This is a genomic window from Flagellimonas aequoris (assembly GCF_003584165.1).
Classification (GTDB): Bacteria; Bacteroidota; Bacteroidia; order Flavobacteriales; family Flavobacteriaceae; genus Flagellimonas; species Flagellimonas aequoris.
Genome location: NZ_QXFJ01000011.1, coordinates 55879 through 72545 on the forward strand (window position 1 = coordinate 55879; position 16667 = coordinate 72545).

The window sequence follows — 16667 nt, forward strand, 5'->3', positions numbered from 1 at the left end:
GTTCCGGCTCAACTAATTTTGAAGGCTTCCAAACCATCGGCTACTTTACGGTCGTTGGAGAGGCGCTGTACCTTGTTCTGGCCGCCCAGTTTGCCTAGGCTCTTCATATAATCCTGAAAGCCACCTGGTTTGATCATTGTAATCTTTAAGGGTTGAAGGATGTTCCCGGCAATCAGATCATAATAGTAGCTGTTCTGTTTTTTCATGCTCTCTTCCATGATCCTTGAAAATTGGGGCATGTCCGAAGGCATTCTTTCAAATTCTATGAACCACTCGTGATAGGGGAGTTCCCCGTTCTCTGGGCTGGTCTGCGGAGCTACCGTAAATTCGTTCACCAAGGCATCGGTCCCATCCACGGCCAGCTTAAGGGCCTCTTCCACCTCTTTGGCAATCACATGTTCCCCGAAAGCAGAAATAAAATGTTTGATCCTTCCTGAAACCATGATCTTATAAGGGTCTTTGGAAATAAACCGAACGGTATCCCCAATGTTGTAGGCCCATAGTCCCGCATTGGTGGAGATGATCATGGCATAGTCCACATTAAGCTCCACTTCGGAAATGGTCAGCCTTTTGGGGCTTTCATCGAAAAATTCATCAGCCTTGATGAACTCGTAAAAAATGCCGGAATCCAACAAAAGGAGCATCCCTTTTTCCCTTTGGGAATCTTGGTACGCAAAAAAGCCTTCGCTGGCAGGGAACAGTTCAATGCTGTCTACTTTTCTCCCGATCAAATTCTCAAACTTGGCCTGATAGGGTTCGTAGTTCACCCCACCATAAATGAACAGTTGGAATTCCTTAAAAAGCTCTCCTACCTTTTTGCCGGACTTGGTATAGAGCTTTTCAAAATACATCTGTACCCAAGAGGGAATGCCCGCAATCACTGTCATGTTCTCTTTTTCTGTCTCCTCTACGATTTTGTCCACTTTGGTCTCCCAATCCTCTATGCAGTTGGTCTCCCAGCTGGGTAAACGGTTCTTTTGCAGATAATTGGGGACATAATGGGCCGATATTCCGGAAAGCCTTCCAAATTTGATGCCTCCCTTTTCTTCCAATTCGGGGCTCCCTTGTAAAAAAATCATCTTGCCATCTACAAAATTGGCATGGCCGGTTTCATGAATATAGTTGAGAATGGCATTGCGCGATGCCTCTACTTGATGTTTGATAGATTCTTTGGTGATGGGAATGTACTTGGCCCCAGAGGTGGTTCCCGAGGTTTTTGCAAAATATAGGGGTTTTCCAGGCCAAAGGACATCATTTGCACCTGCGATTATCTTGCCCACATAATCCTTGATCTCCTCATAGTCGCGGATGGGCACCCGCTGTACAAAATCGTCATGGGAATGGATGCCGACAAAATCATGGTCCTTTCCAAATTGTGTGTTTTGGGCAGTTGAAATCAATCCCCTAAAAACTTTGTTCTGGGTCTGTATAGGATTATCTACCCATTTTTTGGTCTTTTGGGCTATCCTATTGGCGAAAATTTTTGCGGCAAATGCTTTTAACGACATTTAATTAAAGTCCATATAGTTTTGGGGATCCACCGGTTTGCCCTTTCTCCAGAGTTCAAAATGCAAATGGGGACCTGTGGTGAGTTCTCCCGTGTTCCCTATAGATGCGATCACTTCACCGGCCTTTACTTGATCCCCCTGGGATTTGGTCAACGATCCGTTGTGCTTGTACACCGAGGTAAAACCGTCTTGGTGCTCTATGATGATCACATATCCCGTGTCCGAGGTCCATTCGGCAAAGAGTACCGTACCATCTGCGATGGATTTTACCGGAGTATCCTTGGGAGCCACAAGGTCAACGGCAAAATGCTTGGTCTTGGGGTCAAATCCTTGGGACAGTGTACCCGTGATCGGTGCAAAAAGAAGGGTCCCCAAGTTCTCCACGTTTCTTTCAAACAGGTTGTATTTGTCCTCCAGTTCCACTTCTTCGCGCAACAATAAATCTTCACGAATGGGTGTAAGATCCACCGATGCCGGATCTAATTTGTATTTTTCAAAAAGGGAATCCCGGTTTTGTTGGTTGTTTTCCACATCGCCCCGCAAGACCTTTCGGACATTGTCCAAATACCGGTTGGTATAGTTGAGGACGGTCACCAAGGAATCCGTTTTATAGGTAAGTTCCGTGGCCTCTCGCTTCAGTTTTGTGGAGGAATATCCTGGGATGTATTCCCGCAAGGGAGTAAAGGCAATGATCAGGGTGGTCAGTCCAATCAGCACAATGATGAACAAGGTTCCGGTAACAAAAACATTGAGCCTGCTGAGCTTGAACGATATCTTTTCCTCAAAAGTACTTTCATTGAGAATGACCAAGCGGTACTTGTGCAACAACTTCCGTCTTATCTCTTTTCTTTTCTTCTGCTCCTTTGCCATAATGAACAAAGATAATCTTAGATTTTAATATTGATGTTAAGCTTTTTAAAAAGCCCACGTAATTACAACTCGCTCTAAATGATGACAATTGCTAATTTTCGTTAATTCATCGCGCTCTTCCAGTTCTTTTTACTACTTTTATCCTTCAATTAAAGGTTTTGATGTTATGATTGCTCAAACAATATTTCTTGGTGTACTAGGTCCATGGCAGATTGTTTTGATCGTTGTGGTGGTGCTTTTGCTTTTTGGAGGCAAGAAGATTCCAGAACTGATGAGAGGACTTGGTAGTGGTATTAAAGAGTTCAAGGACGCCTCAAAAGAAGAGGAAAAATTGGAAAGCGGAAGCAAGGAATCAAAGTCCTAACGCCTACCCTATCATGGATTTTGTGACGGAATAGGCCTTTTATACAAAGGGCTTATCGACAAAGAACCACATTTTTGATTCGTACACGCCACAAATCCATCCTTTCACAACAAAAAGTTATTCGCCCCTTTACCTTATCCTATTTTAGCGGTTCAAACTAAACGTTAAGCCACCTATGCTTAACCTCCAAATGGCCCAGTGGCTATTTGTGCAGATGGAGTGGTAATGAAAAGACTGATTTTGCCTCTTATTTTATTGTTGTCGATTGGGATGAGCTCCCAAGAGGTATCCCTATTGCATTTTGATGGGGAAATCTCCGGCAATTCCAAGCAGAATCGTGCAGAATCCACCACCCCTGATGAGTCCCTAAAACATTTGGACGGCCTGAGCGACAAAAAGCTTTCCCAATATGTTCGGAAAGAAGGTATTACGGAAAGGCTCATCGAAAAAGGGGATGACTATTTTAACAAGATGTGGTATGCCGAAGCGGCAAGGATCTATGACATTGTCCTTGAAAAAAGCGAGGCGAAACATACCTTGGAACTCCTTTCCAAAGCAGGCGATTCCCATTACTACAGCGGGAATATGGAAAAATCCTATAAATGGTACAACGAGCTGTATCAATTGTACACCGATGATATTCCCGAGGAGACATTTTTTAAATATACCCAAACCTTAAAGGGTACGGGAAAATACCGTAGGGCCGCCGCCCTTACCAAATTGTTCCGACAAAAAAGGGACGAGCCCCTGAATGAATTGGAAAACTTGAAGCCGATAACCTGGAAAGGTGCATCTTCGGTCAAGATCAAGAACATGGAAATCAATTCCAAGTATTCGGATTTCTCCCCCATGTTCCACAACGGTTCCGAAATCGTATATGCCTCGGCCAAGGATTCTTCCTTTTTGACCACCAGACGCTATAGATGGACCAACCAACCCTTTTTGGACCTTTATGTGGCAAAAACCAAAAACGAGGAGGGCGACCTCGTCGGATCCAGAAAATTCTCAAAAAAAATAAACACGAAGTACCACGAGGCTTCCATGGCCTTTTCACCAGATCAAAAGACCATCTATTTTACCAGGAACAATTACGGTAAAAGACTAAAACGTGGCCAAAATGGGATCAACCATTTAAAAATATACCGTTCCCGATGGATCGATGGCGAATGGACGGAGGCGGAGGAACTGCCCTTCAACAGTGACGATTTTTCCACCGGCCACCCCACCATCAGTCCGGATGGACATAAAATGTATTTTGTTTCCGACAGGCCAGGCGGTTTTGGACAAACCGATATTTATGTTGTCAACATTATGGAAAATGGCGGCTTTTCCGAGCCTGAAAACTTAGGAAGGTCCGTGAACACCAGTGCCAAGGAAATGTTCCCATACATCACCGATAATGCCCTTTATTTTTCTTCCAACCGTCCCATGAGTCTTGGTGGGTTGGATGTATACAAATCTGATTATTCCAATGGGGTATTCAGCGTGGGCATCAATTTGGGCGAGCCCATCAACAGTAGCCGGGACGATTTCTCCTATATTATTGATGCTTCCGGTGAAAAAGGCTACTTCGCTTCCAACAGAAAGGGAGGAAAAGGTGACGACGATATTTATTCCTTTCATTATACCCTTAACTTAAATGCGGTTTCCGGCTCCGTGCAAGATGCTGCAACAGGAGAGATGATGGATGGCGCCAAAGTGTCCTTATTGGACAAAGACGGTCAGTTACTGGCCGAAACTACTACGAACGACTCGGGAAGCTACACCTTTAAAAACTTAGATCCCCTATCTGAATATGGTGTAAAAGCACAACAAGAGGGTTATTTTGACGATTTGGTTCCGTTCAGAACGAAAGAAAATGTAGACATAGCGGTATCACAGCATCTAAAAAAAATTGAAAAAATCATGGCCGGGGAAAAGGTCAAAAAGCCTTTTGAACCCAACGCCGTGCATTTTGCTTTTGATAGCTACAAAATTGGGCCCAAGGCCGCTGAAGAGCTTGATAAACTGGTGGCCGCGTTGAAAGAAAACCAAGACTTGGCCCTCAAGATAGAATCCCATACCGATGCCGTGGGGAGCAATGCTTACAACAAATATCTTTCCGATAGAAGGGCAAAGGCCACACGTGATTACCTAGTCTCGCAAGACATAGACCCCTCCAGAATACTGAGTGCCATTGGCTACGGGGAGGAGCGGTTGTTGAACGATTGCTCGGACGGCAAACATTGCCCGCCGGATATGCAGCGGTTGAATAGAAGATCGGAATTTATTCTGGTTTCCAAATAAAAGCACAAAAGCCCCGAAGATTTCGGGGCTTTTTCTTTGGGTTTTATACTGTGTAATGCATTACGTCGATTTTTTGTCCCGTCCAACCGTTCACCACAATATGCATTTCATCGATCAAAGAAATGGGTTTGCAGATGTTCAAGTTTCCTTGGTTGTTTTCACCCCTGTTTTATGACCATTTGTCCTGATGTTTTCCCTTCCATCTTGCAAAGTCAAATCTTTGTCATGTCTTTAAATCTTAAAATCTGACTTATGAAGAGACTTTTACTTGTTAAGGAAATTTATTTAGAAGGGTTCCGCAACTTGGGACACATTATTATAGAAAAATATTTTAAGGTATTTGCCTGGTTTAGCTTCGTTATGTTCTTTGTCGTGCTTTACGCCTTCGTGTACAGAATCGCTACAGGCTTTGCCTTCGATTAACTAACTCCACTAAAAGCATTTAAAGAACAGAAAAGCCCAGTGAGTACTGGGCTTTTTTGATTTCTGCTTTTTTTTGAGGGTCCTAGTCAGCTGGGGCCTGAGGTTCAAAATTCACTGTCTTAAGAATCGCCTCCAACTCGAACATATAGTCCCGCTTTTCGGTAGAAGGAGCAAAGGTGAAACCCTCCAATATCATTTTTCTGTTGTGTTCCTTGTCGTTTACAATATAGGTGAGAAATGGTCCTGCCATGGGATACCCGTGTATTTCCCAAACTCCCTTCACCTCGGCTGCTTTCTTGCCTCCTATTTCCGCTGGAAAAACATAGGGGGCAAACGCCTTTTCGGTAATCATATACGTGTTTTCGTAAGGCCCGGGAATGTATTTTTCCCCTATGGAATCGCGCATCCGAACAATATCCTGTACAAAAGTGGAATCATTCTCAAAACTGTCCCAAGGCATACTGTACGCAATTATATTCATGGTCCCCTTGGGGATTTGAATGTCCATCCACACAAAGTTCTTTTCCCTCTTGCCCACCTTATAAAGCGATGGCACATCCATGGTGATACCAAACTCTTCTTCCAAGGCCTTGTCCTTACTCAATGAGCGGCTAAAGCGTTTTTGCGCTTCGGCCAGTTCAACGGCCTTAAACTCCTTGATGGCCCTTGGCGCCAATGAATCGAGATTCTTGATCATGATCTCTTCCGTAGGACCTGTGATCACGGCAACTTTTTGGGGCTTGGAATAGGCGTCCGTGCTAATATGTGCCAAGACAGTGGAATCTTTCTCCACATACAGAATAGATCGGGAATAGGTTGTGGTCCCCTTGAACACCTTGGGAGGCAATTGGGTTATGGTGAACAAGGGCTCTATTTGGGGCAGCCCTATGATCTGTGCCGCAAATTCATCGCGAATCTTATCACCCACTGGACCCTTCCAGAGCTCGGTATCCATAACAACCATCAAGGAATTTACGGGTCCCGTGGAGGGTGGGAGAAATCTTTTGTTGGAACCTGAATCGTTACAGGCTCCCAATGCCAATACAATGCTGGCAACAAGTAGTAGTGTTCCTAATTTTTTCATCTTGTGTTAAATTTACGAAGAACAATCGCACAATTTAAGTTTTGTGCCCGGTTTTAGGTTATTCCCACTAAGACCGTTCCATTCTCTTAAATTTTCCACAGAAACGCCTGGATATTTTCTTGAAATTGTCCAAAGGGAGTCTCCTTGTTGGACCGTGTGTACCTTGGAGCCACTAGCTACCGTTCCAGAGGAACTGGAAGTGTTGCTCTTTGTGTTGGTGTTACTGGCAATATAGGGCTTTCTAGGGAAAATGGTCAACCGTTGCCCAACCCTCAGGTTATTGCTCCGTAGACCGTTCCACTGCTTTATCTGACTAACACCCACCCCATATCGCTCTGCAATCTTTCCGAGATAATCCCCGCTTTTTACTTTGTAACGGATCTGATCATTGGCCGTGATCATCTGCGGAAGTGGTTTTTCCATGGAGTCCAGTTCCTGTTTCACATAGGCATAAATCTGCTCTTCATTGGCCACAAACTTACCAATTTTGCTCTTCGGCAATCTCAGGGCATAGTTCTTCCCTTCCACTTTTGGAATGATGTTGAGCTTATACGCAGGATTCAACATTTCCAATTCCTCGGTACTGATGTCCACCAGCTTCGAGATTTGATCGAACGAGATCATGTTCTTCACTTGTACCGTATCCGTTTCAAAATAGGGGCGGTCCGCCTTTTTGTAGTGAAGGCCGTGTTCTTCTGCATATTCGAAAATATACATGGTAGCCAAAAACGCCGGAAGATATCCTGCGGTTTCACGTGGAAGAAATGGTCTGATGTTCCAATAGTTCTCATAACCACCGGAACGTCGGATGGCCTTGTTCACGTTCCCTGGTCCAGAGTTATAGGCCGCAAGGGCCAAGTCCCAGTCATTGAAAATCGCATACAGTTTCGCCAAGTACTTGCTTGCCGCTTCCGTGGCCATAATGGGGTCATGGCGTTCATCCACATAACTGCTTACATCCAGCCCGTACATTTTACCGGTGCCGTACATAAACTGCCAAAGGCCTTTGGCTCCCACCCTTGATCTTGCCTTTGGGTTGAGGGCAGATTCTATGATTGCCAAATATTTGATCTCCAGAGGAAGATCATGTTTGTCCAGTTCTTCTTCGAACAACGGAAAGTAAAACTGACTGGCCGTGATCATACGTTGCATCAAATCCCTTCTTCTGGTCAAAAACGATTTGATGACCCTTTCCAAAGAGGGATTGTAGGTAATGTTGAACGGTGTTTTTTCGTTCATCCGTGCCAAACGCGCCTTTAGGGTGTCTGTGGGAAGGTCCACCATGACGATCGAATCCTGTCCGGGGCCATTTTCCACTTCCAAAAGCATATCACTGAACAAGCTGGCACTGCTATGGAGTTCCCTCAGCCAAAGACTGTCATACTTGCGGGCCTCCTCCAAATCCTGTAATTGAAACTTTCCATTTTCCTTTTGTTCCAAGGCAACAAATTCCCCGTCGATCTTCATGTCGGACATTTGTATGGCCGGGGTTTCTTCAACGGAAAGCAAAACGGAATCCTGCTCCGTTGATGGGGTGGAATCCACTTGTTGGGCCACCATAAACGGTGCTGCGGAAAGTAGCGCTGCGCATACAGCTATTTTCAATTTTTGGTTCATTTGGACAGGGTTTGATTTTTGGGGCAAACGAAAATGGTGTTTTTTTCTGAAAAAATAAAATTCCTTAACAAAAACACCATGTTAAAAACCTTCCCCAATAACTCATAACGTGTGAGTTAGTCCAATATTGCAGCAATACCGGGAAGGGTTCTGCCCTCCAGGCTCTCCAACATGGCACCACCTCCAGTGGATACGTAACTTACCTTATCCTCAAAGCCGAATTGCTTCACGGCCGCCACGGAATCCCCGCCTCCAACAAGGGAGAAAGCGCCTTTTTGTGTGGCCTCATCTATGTAATTGCCTATGGCAATGGTGCCATTGGCGAAATTTTCCATTTCAAAAACCCCGACAGGACCGTTCCAAAGGATGGTCTTGGAGGCCAAAATCACTTGTTTGAAAATTTCCAGGGTCTTGGGTCCTGCATCCAACCCTTGCCATCCATCAGGGATTTTGTCCACATCCACAAATTTGGTATTGGCGTTGTTGTCAAAAGCATCGGCCGCCAAAACATCAACAGGTAGGTATACTTTTACGTTTTTGGCATCGGCCTGTTTCAAAATATCAAGGGCCAATTCCATTTTGTCGTCCTCGCAGATAGAATCTCCCACCTTACCGCCGTGTGCCTTAACGAAGGTGTATGTCATTCCCCCACCAATGATGAGGTTGTCGACCTTGTCCAAAATATTTTCAATGATGGTGATTTTCGAAGAAACCTTAGATCCACCCAAAATAGCGGTCACCGGCTTCTCCCCGGTTTCCATCACCTTGTCGATGGCCTTGATCTCTTTGGCCAACAAGTACCCAAAGCATTTATGGTCTGGGAAGAACTTGGCCACAATGGTAGTGGAGGCATGGGCCCTGTGAGCTGTTCCAAAGGCATCGTTTACATAGATATCGCCCAATTTGGCCAATTCCTTTGAAAAAGTCTCATCACCGGCTTCTTCCTCATTATGAAAACGAAGGTTTTCCAACAGAAGGACCTCACCATCTTGAAGATCGGCTACAGCTTTTTCAGCTTCCGGACCTACGCAGTCCTTGGCGAATTTCACCTGCACCCCAATGATTTCCGAAACCGTTTCACAAATATGGGAGAGGGACATGTCCGGGTTCACCTTGCCCTTGGGTCTTCCCAAATGGCTCATCAATACCGCAGATCCACCATCTTCCAATACTTTAAGAATGGTAGGTTTTGCCGCTTCGATCCTACTGGTATCGGTCACGTTGAAATTGCCATCCAACGGCACGTTGAAATCCACACGGATCAATGCTTTTTTTCCTTCAAAATTGAAATCGTCTATCGTCTTCATGTAATGTGTTCTTTTTAAGCGTCTCAAAAGTAAAGATTTCCTGCTTTTTGGATTGGAAGGTTTCGTTATATTTTTGGGCTTTTTCATAAAAACCTGTGAAATCCAACACCCTTAAATACCGTATCTTTGAAATATGCTTTTTAAAAATGTTTTAGGGCTCGAGCATATCAAAAACCATTTGGTGACCACCGCAGAAACCGGAAGGGTGGCCCATGCCCAACTTTTTGTCGGCCCCGAGGGTTCCGGCATTTTGCCCATGGCCTTGGCCTATGCCCAATATTTGCTCTGCAACAATACGGGGGGCGAAAACGAAGGCGGAAACCCATTGTGTAATACCAAATGTGCTTCGCTGACACATCCTGACCTGCATTTTGCCTTTCCTGTTTCCAATTCGGACAAGATAAAATCCCATGCCGTGAGCGACCATTTTTTGGAGGAATGGCGACAGTTTGTAAAAGAACAGCCGTATGGCAATCTATTTGACTGGTACCGACACATCGGAATTGAAAAAAAACAGGGACAAATAGGTGTGGACGAGGCTCAGGATGTGGTCAAAAAGCTCTCCCTGAAATCCTACGAGGGCGGGTATAAAGTGCTCATCATTTGGATGGCCGAAAAAATGAACATTTCCGCAGCCAATAAATTGTTGAAGTTGATAGAAGAGCCGCCCAACAAAACCGTTTTGTTGCTATTGGCGGAAGAGGAGGAACAGATTATCAACACCATTCGATCCCGTTGCCAAATCCTTCATTTTCCTCCTTTGGCGGAGCAAGTTATAACAGATGGGTTGATCCAACGTGGTGTAGGTGCCGCGGAGGCCCACACCATTGCACAAGAAGCCAATGGAAATTTCAACAAGGCCCTGGACCTGTTGAACAAGGATTCCGAAGATCTGGTGTTCGAGCGTTGGTTTGTACAATGGGTCCGGAGTGCCTTTAAGGCCAAAGGGAACAAAGGGGCTGTTCAAGAATTGATCTTATGGAGTGATGAAGTGGCCAAAACAGGCCGAGAAGTACAGAAGCAATTCTTGAACTATTGCCTGACCATGATGCGACAGGCCCTCCTGTTGAATTATAAGGCCGATGAACTGGTCTATACCAAGATTCATGTGCAGGGTTTTGATCTGGGAAAATTTGCGCCTTTTGTCCACGAAAACAATATTTTGGATATTGTGGAAGAGTTGGAAAGGGCCATTTTCCACGTGGAACGCAACGGAAACTCGAAACTCATTTTTACAGATCTATCGATAAAACTGACTCGGCTCTTGCACGCCAAGGCCGCATAAAAAACTTACTGACCATGGAAAATTTAATTTCAAACGCTACGGAGATTTTGCTATTGGCTTTTTTGACCATTACCTTTTTACAGAGTGGTATAGACAAAGTCATGGACTGGAAAGGGAACGTGGGCTGGTTGACCGGCCATTTTTCCAAATCGATTTTTAAGGGAGGGGTTCCCTTACTTTTGGGCATCATCATGGTTTTGGAAATGCTCTCGGGGATTCTTTGCGGGGTAGGCATCTTCCAATTTTCCATAGATGGAGAAAGCTCCATTGGGCTGTATGGGTCCATTCTTTCCGCCGTTACGCTTTTGATGCTGCTGTTAGGTCAACGTGTAGCCAAGGATTATGACGGGGCCAAAACCATTGTGATTTATTTGATTCCCACGGTTTTTTTGGTGTATTTGATGCAGTGATCCTAATTTATCTTGTGTTTGTCATTCGATTTCAATCGTTATGCCTAAAATGAGTATGTTAGCCCATGAGCATTGAAGATATTCTAGGAGGTACAAAACATCGTCCTTGGCCATTACTAAATAAAAAATGGGCCTATTATCAAGAATGGAATAATGTTTTATTCTTGCATTATCAAGTTTCGCTGTCAGAACTTGAGAAGTTTGTCCCCAAACATTTAGAAATAGATTTGTTTGCTGGAAGCCCATGGATTTCTGTCGTGGTATTTACAATGGAGAAAGTCCGACTAAAAAATTTACCATACTTCCCTCCGATTTCAAATTTTCATGAAATAAATATTCGTACCTACGTCAAATTCAATAATAAACCTGGGGTTTTCTTTCTAAGTATAGAAGGAGAAAAATTACTTTCTTGTAAAATAGCGAAAGCTATATCAAATCTTCCTTATCGCTATTCTTGTATCATAAAATCAACGACAACTTGTCAATCCAAAAATGAATTGTTCGGCGATCAATTGAAATTAACCTTTGAGATTGGGGCTCCAAAAATGTATAAAAATGATTTAGATCTGTGGTTAACTGAACGATATGCACTTTTTCAAAACACAATCAATTCAATCAATACATACGATATTCACCATTTGGAGTGGCCATTAAGTGAGCTAAAATTTCAGCAATTTGAGGTAGATTATCCAAGATATAAAAAACTGTTTCAAGAAGGCCCAGAACTAGTTCATTTTTCAAAAGGAGTTCAAGTATTGGCTTGGAAAATGAACAAAGTGTTCATATAAGTAGAATTTTCTCCTGCTAATTTCTAATATCATGAAGATAGACTCAAAAAACCGTCCCTATTTATCTCAGACAAGTATTATTGAATCCCAATCCAATATGCGGAGCGGTTATGCCAATGGCGCCTTGGGTGCGCTTGTATCGGGAACGGTTTGGCTTGTTTCTGCCGTGATCGCCCATCAGGTTTCTTCACAAACTGCCGTTTGGACCTTGTTTTTTGGTGGCATGCTCATACACCCTTTAAGTCTTTTAGTATCCAAACCTTTGGGTATTCCCGGAAAACATTCCAAAGGAAACCCGCTGGGGAATCTGGCCATGGAAGGCACCTTTTTTATGTTGTTGTGCATTCCCTTGGCCCTGCTCCTTTCCCTACAAAACCACGCTTGGTTTTTTCAGGGGATGCTGCTCATTATTGGTGGGCGTTACTTGACTTTTTCCACGCTGTACGGCTTAAAAATCTATTGGTTATTGGGCGGACTACTAGGGGTTGCGGCCTTCGCTCTCTTTGCCCTAAAAGCTGATGCTGCGCTTTCGGCATTGATCGGATCTACCATTGAACTTGGTTTCGGTATTTTGCTGTTCTTAAAATTCCGGTCCCAAAAGGTATAAAAAAACCCATTCTCTCGAATGGGCTTATTCTTCTGAATGAAGTTCACACTATTTCTTGTACTTGTCGTTCAAAATCTTCAAGATGGCTTGGGTTAGATCGTTGGCCTCTTCGCCATACAGCACGGAACCACCATCGCCCCCACCCAAAATATAGGTGTACCCGTTGGCCTTGCCATATTCCTTGATCTCTTTCTTCACCTTCTTCACCAAAGAATCCATTTCCACTTGGCTGGTAGCTTGCAACTGCTGCTCTTCTTGCTGCAATTGTTGGCCAATATACTGACCGCGTTGCTGCAGCTGGCCATATTCTTCCTGGGCACTTTGTTGTGACATTTTTTGGGCCTTTGCCTGGAACGCCTGTAGTTCCATTTGGAAGGATTGGGAAATACTGTCCCTCTTTTTGGTCATGGCATCGGCTTTTGTTTTAAAACGGGCCTCCACATCCATCTTCTCTTGGTATTCGTCCATCAACTTTACGCTGTCCACAAATCCAATCTTGTTCTGTTGACATGCCATGGCCGTAACAGCAAGGGCAAGTATCATAATTTTTTTCATCATTCACTTTTTATAGATGCGCAAAAATAGAAAAGCTTTTGGAATGGTGGTCATTATCTTTTTTGGATTGAAAAATTGATCCAAGAGAAGTTATAAATAAAATTTATAGAAAACTTCCGTTAAGATTACACATCCTTATTTTATTGGCTTGCAGAAATAAGGGTTTTTAAGCGTTTCTTTTCTTGCCAATGGCCTAGGCCGCATTGATGAAAGATTGTTTAAAAGAGGCTCTTAAACTGGCTGGTTTTTCTTTTTAAGGATGTAAATGAGCGATGAATACTCTTTGGTAACAACAGCCTTTGCATTGGACCACAATCCAACGAAGAAAGCGTTCATCCAATATAGTTTGTTGCCTTTATATTTTTCGGAGAGCATGGAAACATAAAACGCATCGAACCACATCGGCTTAATGGCGGTTACCTCCATTCCATGTGGATCAAAAAGTTTGGCAATGGATGTTTTGGAGAAATGCCAAAGGTGTCTGGGTACATCATAAGCCGCCCAGTACTTTCCATAATGACTTGCATCATATGATTTGAAATTTGGGACCGCTATCACCAAAACACCATTGCTTTTCAAAAGCGAGGTTATGGTTTTAATCTGGTCATCTAAATTGGGCAAATGTTCCAAAACGTGCCAAAGGGTCACGGCATCAAATTTTTGGTCTATGATATTTTGGATTTCTTGATGAAGAGGAATGCCCTTTTGGGAAGATAGTTGTCTGGCCTTCTCGTTGGGTTCCACACCAACCACCTCAAAACCTCTCGATTTGGCGAAAAGTAGAAAATCACCGGTCCCTGCACCGATATCCAGTAAAGATTTGGGTTTATTTATCTGATTTTCAATTAATTGAATCTTATTTTTGAGGTTTTTCCTCTTTACGACCTGATACATTTTGTCCATCAGGGACTTTTCGGCATCTGTATGGGAAATATAGTCCTCACTTTCGTAATACTTGGAGAGATTTTCAGGTTGAGGTCGGGTAACCAGCATGTCCAATTCTTCATCCTTGAACAACTCAAAGGTTTCTCCTGAAACAGAAAAGTCTTTAGTTTTTAAAAACAACTTCATTATAATTATCGGTGGCCAAATATTCGTTTTTCAGATACCGAAGATAGGGCAAAACTATATCCCTTGAAACAGAACCTTCTTTTAAACAATCTTTCTCCGTATCGCTAAAAACTTCCAAAGCGATATACCAATTTCCTGTTCGAGTTGTGTAGACCTCTTCAAAAATGGGGTCCATATCTGCCGCCTGATCTAAAATACCATCAACAACAAAAGGAATTAAATTAATCGTCTTTGTCGGAATCTCAACTTCATAAAATGAAAAGAAATACGTTTTACCTTCTACCTCAAAAGGCACTTGAACATCCACATAATAGTCGTCTAGCTGAAATTTAGTATTGATGTAATTATAAAACTCATCGGCATCCTTAGGGTCTTCAAAAACAAAGATTGTTTTTTTGGGTAATCCTCTTTTAAACCTTTTTCCCTTTGTGATTTTGTAATCTTTAATGTTTGGGGCAATCCGTAATGGGATGCAAGAACTTAAAAAAATGAAGGCGAAAAAAACGAGCAGAAACCTTTTCATGATGGCTGGATTTGAACAAAAGCAAACACAAAAATTAAGCCATATATGGAGTGAAAAAGAAAATTTTAATTCATGTTCCACGTGGAACAAAGCATGTGTTATCGGCCCAAATACACCAACAAAACACTAATGTCTGCTGGAGAAACCCCACTGATTCTTGAAGCCTGGGATATGGTCACGGGGCGAATGGATTCCAGTTTTTCCCGTGCCTCGAACGAAAGTGATTTTAACTGGGAATAATCAAAATGGTCGGGTATGCGGACATTTTCCAATCGATGTAGCTTGTCCGCATTGTTCTTCTCCTTTTCAATATATCCGGAATATTTCACCAAGATCTCAGCTTGTTCCATCACCTCAGCGTCCAGTTCGTTTTCCAGAACATATCCCGAAACATCGTTTAATTGCAACATATGATCCATGGTCACTTTTGGTCTAGAAAAGACCTTAAAGAGTTTGTCCGATTGACGAACCGTGGCTGAATCCACTGATTCTAAAATCGGATTCATCTCTTCTGGATCGAAACTGGTTTTTCTGAAAAAGTCCACAAACTTTTCGGATTTATCCAGCTTCTCCTCCATTCTACGCATACGCTCCTCTTTGGCCAAACCGATTTCAAATCCTTTGGGTGTAAGTCTCAAATCAGCGTTGTCCTGTCGCAAAAGTGTTCGGTATTCGGCCCTGGAAGTGAACATACGATAGGGCTCTTCTGTGCCTTTTGTGATGAGATCATCTATCAAAACCCCAATATACGCTTCATCCCTTTTGAGGATAAAAGGTTCCTTTTCATTGATTTTTAAATGGGCATTGATACCTGCCATCAACCCTTGGGAAGCAGCTTCCTCATATCCCGTAGTTCCGTTAATCTGTCCCGCAAAATACAGGTTGTTCACCAGCTTTGTTTCGAGTGTATGCTTGAGCTGTGTAGGCGGAAAATAATCGTACTCAATGGCGTATCCAGGTCTAAAAAACTTCACGTGTTCAAACCCTTTTACCGATTTCAACGCCTTGTACTGAACATCCTCGGGCAATGAAGTAGAAAAACCGTTTACATAAACTTCGACCGTATTCCAGCCCTCTGGTTCGACAAAAATCTGGTGGGAATCCTTATCTGCAAATCGATTTATTTTGTCCTCAATGGACGGGCAATATCGAGGTCCTAAACTTTTGATTCTACCATTGAACATAGGAGAACGATCAAACCCTTCCCTTAAAAGATCATGTACCAAAGCACTGGTGTGCGTCATGTGACAATCCCTTTGCTCTTTTAAAACAGGGATATTTAAATAGGAGAATTTCTCGGGCTTTTCATCCCCGGGCTGTGGAATCATTTTGGCATAATCCAACGAACGGCCATCTACACGAGGAGGTGTTCCCGTCTTCATTCTACCACTATCAAAACCCAGTTCAACCAGTTGTTCTGTAATTCCTGTAGCCGCTTTTTCTCCTGCTCTTCCCCCACCAAATTGTTTCTCACCAATGTGGATGAGTCCATTCAAAAATGTCCCGTTGGTCAATATCACGGCCTTTGATCGGATCTCGATCCCTAGACTGGTTCTTACCCCAACAACCTTGTCGCCATCCACCAATATTCCGGAAACCATCTCTTGATAGAAATCCGCATTGGGGGTGTTTTCCAAAGCCATTCGCCATTCCTCAGCGAAACGCATCCGATCATTCTGGGCCCTTGGACTCCACATAGCCGGGCCTTTGCTTTTGTTGAGCATCTTGAACTGTATCGCGGATTTATCCGTGACGATTCCACTGTAGCCCCCTAGCGCATCAATCTCACGAACAATCTGCCCCTTTGCAATACCTCCCATGGCGGGGTTACAAGACATTTGTCCAATGGTCTGAAGGTTCATGGTAACCAATAAAGTGCTTGACCCCATATTGGCGGCAGCTGCTGTTGCCTCAGCGCCAGCATGACCTCCTCCTACTACAATAACATCATATTCCTTCTCAAACATAA

Annotated in this window: 16 protein-coding genes; 7 read left to right on the plus strand and 9 right to left on the minus strand. The window is 43.5% G+C overall.

What is annotated here, in order from left to right; all coding sequences use genetic code 11:
- Positions 1-8: 8 nt before the first annotated feature.
- Both D2U88_RS04910 and D2U88_RS04915 read right to left on the minus strand, forming a co-directional pair.
- The gene (locus D2U88_RS04910; RefSeq protein WP_119639198.1) at positions 9-1508 is read right to left on the minus strand and encodes a GH3 auxin-responsive promoter family protein; all 1500 of its coding nucleotides are present in this window, start codon (positions 1506-1508) and stop codon (positions 9-11) included.
- Positions 1509-2378, minus strand: coding sequence for a M23 family metallopeptidase (locus D2U88_RS04915; protein WP_119639199.1), 870 nt, complete (start codon positions 2376-2378; stop codon positions 1509-1511).
- A gap of 166 nt (positions 2379-2544) precedes the next feature.
- On the opposite strand from D2U88_RS04915, the gene tatA reads away from it, so the two are divergent.
- The 3 genes from tatA (at position 2545) to D2U88_RS19810 (ending at position 5451) form a co-directional block, all read left to right on the plus strand.
- Positions 2545-2742 (plus strand): twin-arginine translocase TatA/TatE family subunit, encoded by a 198-nt coding sequence (tatA, locus tag D2U88_RS04920; RefSeq protein WP_119639200.1) that lies wholly within the window; start codon positions 2545-2547, stop codon positions 2740-2742.
- A gap of 225 nt (positions 2743-2967) precedes the next feature.
- Entirely contained in the window at positions 2968-5028 is a 2061-nt protein-coding gene (locus tag D2U88_RS04925) for an OmpA family protein (protein WP_119639201.1), read from the plus strand.
- Positions 5029-5280: 252 nt separating this feature from the next.
- Positions 5281-5451 carry a DUF6747 family protein gene (locus D2U88_RS19810; protein ID WP_313781659.1) on the plus strand — a complete coding sequence of 57 codons (171 nt, stop codon included), beginning with the start codon at positions 5281-5283 and terminating at the stop codon, positions 5449-5451.
- A gap of 82 nt (positions 5452-5533) precedes the next feature.
- Here D2U88_RS19810 and D2U88_RS04930 read toward each other — a convergent pair whose 3' ends face one another.
- The 3 genes from D2U88_RS04930 to D2U88_RS04940 form a co-directional block, all read right to left on the minus strand.
- A complete protein-coding gene (locus tag D2U88_RS04930) occupies positions 5534-6535 on the minus strand; it encodes a DUF4837 family protein (RefSeq protein ID WP_119639202.1) in 1002 nt (333 codons plus the stop codon).
- Between the two features lie 12 nt (positions 6536-6547).
- Positions 6548-8152 (minus strand): lytic transglycosylase domain-containing protein, encoded by a 1605-nt coding sequence (locus tag D2U88_RS04935; protein ID WP_119639203.1) that lies wholly within the window; start codon positions 8150-8152, stop codon positions 6548-6550.
- Positions 8153-8268: 116 nt separating this feature from the next.
- Positions 8269-9459, minus strand: coding sequence for a phosphoglycerate kinase (locus D2U88_RS04940; RefSeq protein WP_119639204.1), 1191 nt, complete (start codon positions 9457-9459; stop codon positions 8269-8271).
- 133 nt (positions 9460-9592) lie between these two features.
- On the opposite strand from D2U88_RS04940, the gene D2U88_RS04945 reads away from it, so the two are divergent.
- The 4 genes from D2U88_RS04945 (at position 9593) to D2U88_RS04960 (ending at position 12549) form a co-directional block, all read left to right on the plus strand.
- Positions 9593-10744 carry a DNA polymerase III subunit gene (locus tag D2U88_RS04945; protein ID WP_119639205.1) on the plus strand — a complete coding sequence of 384 codons (1152 nt, stop codon included), beginning with the start codon at positions 9593-9595 and terminating at the stop codon, positions 10742-10744.
- Between the two features lie 14 nt (positions 10745-10758).
- Positions 10759-11154: a DoxX family protein gene (locus tag D2U88_RS04950; protein ID WP_119639206.1), complete on the plus strand. Its 396-nt coding sequence runs from the start codon at positions 10759-10761 to the stop codon at positions 11152-11154.
- Between the two features lie 65 nt (positions 11155-11219).
- Complete coding sequence (locus D2U88_RS04955; RefSeq protein ID WP_119639207.1) at positions 11220-11942, plus strand: YqjF family protein; 723 nt, start codon at positions 11220-11222, stop codon at positions 11940-11942.
- Positions 11943-11973: 31 nt separating this feature from the next.
- The gene (locus D2U88_RS04960) at positions 11974-12549 is read left to right on the plus strand and encodes a DUF7010 family protein (protein ID WP_119639208.1); all 576 of its coding nucleotides are present in this window, start codon (positions 11974-11976) and stop codon (positions 12547-12549) included.
- A gap of 48 nt (positions 12550-12597) precedes the next feature.
- Here the strand turns inward: D2U88_RS04960 and D2U88_RS04965 are convergent, their stop codons facing one another.
- The 4 genes from D2U88_RS04965 to mnmG all read right to left on the minus strand — a co-directional run bounded on the left by D2U88_RS04965 (position 12598) and on the right by mnmG (position 16665).
- Complete coding sequence (locus D2U88_RS04965; RefSeq protein WP_119639209.1) at positions 12598-13104, minus strand: OmpH/Skp family outer membrane protein; 507 nt, start codon at positions 13102-13104, stop codon at positions 12598-12600.
- A 231-nt stretch (positions 13105-13335) separates the two neighbouring features.
- A complete protein-coding gene (locus tag D2U88_RS04970) occupies positions 13336-14175 on the minus strand; it encodes a class I SAM-dependent methyltransferase (protein WP_119639210.1) in 840 nt (279 codons plus the stop codon).
- The gene (locus D2U88_RS04975) at positions 14153-14779 is read right to left on the minus strand and encodes a hypothetical protein (RefSeq protein ID WP_220473485.1); all 627 of its coding nucleotides are present in this window, start codon (positions 14777-14779) and stop codon (positions 14153-14155) included. Before D2U88_RS04975 ends, D2U88_RS04970 begins: the two co-directional genes overlap by 23 nt.
- Positions 14780-14796: 17 nt before the next feature.
- A complete protein-coding gene (mnmG, locus tag D2U88_RS04980; RefSeq protein WP_119639212.1) occupies positions 14797-16665 on the minus strand; it encodes a tRNA uridine-5-carboxymethylaminomethyl(34) synthesis enzyme MnmG in 1869 nt (622 codons plus the stop codon).
- Positions 16666-16667 lie beyond the last annotated feature (2 nt).

What these genes read in the sequence shown, in the direction of transcription:
- D2U88_RS04960 (WP_119639208.1), top strand. Translation starts at nt 11,974, where the DNA reads ATGAAGATAGACTCAAAAAACCGTCCCTATTTATCTCAGACAAGTATT.
- D2U88_RS04930 (WP_119639202.1), bottom strand. Translation starts at nt 6,535, where the DNA reads ATGAAAAAATTAGGAACACTACTACTTGTTGCCAGCATTGTATTGGCA.
- D2U88_RS04965 (WP_119639209.1), bottom strand. Translation starts at nt 13,104, where the DNA reads ATGAAAAAAATTATGATACTTGCCCTTGCTGTTACGGCCATGGCATGT.
- D2U88_RS04955 (WP_119639207.1), top strand. Translation starts at nt 11,220, where the DNA reads ATGAGCATTGAAGATATTCTAGGAGGTACAAAACATCGTCCTTGGCCA.
- tatA (WP_119639200.1), top strand. Translation starts at nt 2,545, where the DNA reads ATGATTGCTCAAACAATATTTCTTGGTGTACTAGGTCCATGGCAGATT.
- D2U88_RS04925 (WP_119639201.1), top strand. Translation starts at nt 2,968, where the DNA reads ATGAAAAGACTGATTTTGCCTCTTATTTTATTGTTGTCGATTGGGATG.
- D2U88_RS19810 (WP_313781659.1), top strand. Translation starts at nt 5,281, where the DNA reads ATGAAGAGACTTTTACTTGTTAAGGAAATTTATTTAGAAGGGTTCCGC.
- D2U88_RS04910 (WP_119639198.1), bottom strand. Translation starts at nt 1,508, where the DNA reads ATGTCGTTAAAAGCATTTGCCGCAAAAATTTTCGCCAATAGGATAGCC.
- D2U88_RS04945 (WP_119639205.1), top strand. Translation starts at nt 9,593, where the DNA reads ATGCTTTTTAAAAATGTTTTAGGGCTCGAGCATATCAAAAACCATTTG.
- D2U88_RS04935 (WP_119639203.1), bottom strand. Translation starts at nt 8,152, where the DNA reads ATGAACCAAAAATTGAAAATAGCTGTATGCGCAGCGCTACTTTCCGCA.
- D2U88_RS04950 (WP_119639206.1), top strand. Translation starts at nt 10,759, where the DNA reads ATGGAAAATTTAATTTCAAACGCTACGGAGATTTTGCTATTGGCTTTT.
- D2U88_RS04970 (WP_119639210.1), bottom strand. Translation starts at nt 14,175, where the DNA reads ATGAAGTTGTTTTTAAAAACTAAAGACTTTTCTGTTTCAGGAGAAACC.
- D2U88_RS04915 (WP_119639199.1), bottom strand. Translation starts at nt 2,378, where the DNA reads ATGGCAAAGGAGCAGAAGAAAAGAAAAGAGATAAGACGGAAGTTGTTG.
- D2U88_RS04940 (WP_119639204.1), bottom strand. Translation starts at nt 9,459, where the DNA reads ATGAAGACGATAGACGATTTCAATTTTGAAGGAAAAAAAGCATTGATC.
- mnmG (WP_119639212.1), bottom strand. Translation starts at nt 16,665, where the DNA reads ATGTTTGAGAAGGAATATGATGTTATTGTAGTAGGAGGAGGTCATGCT.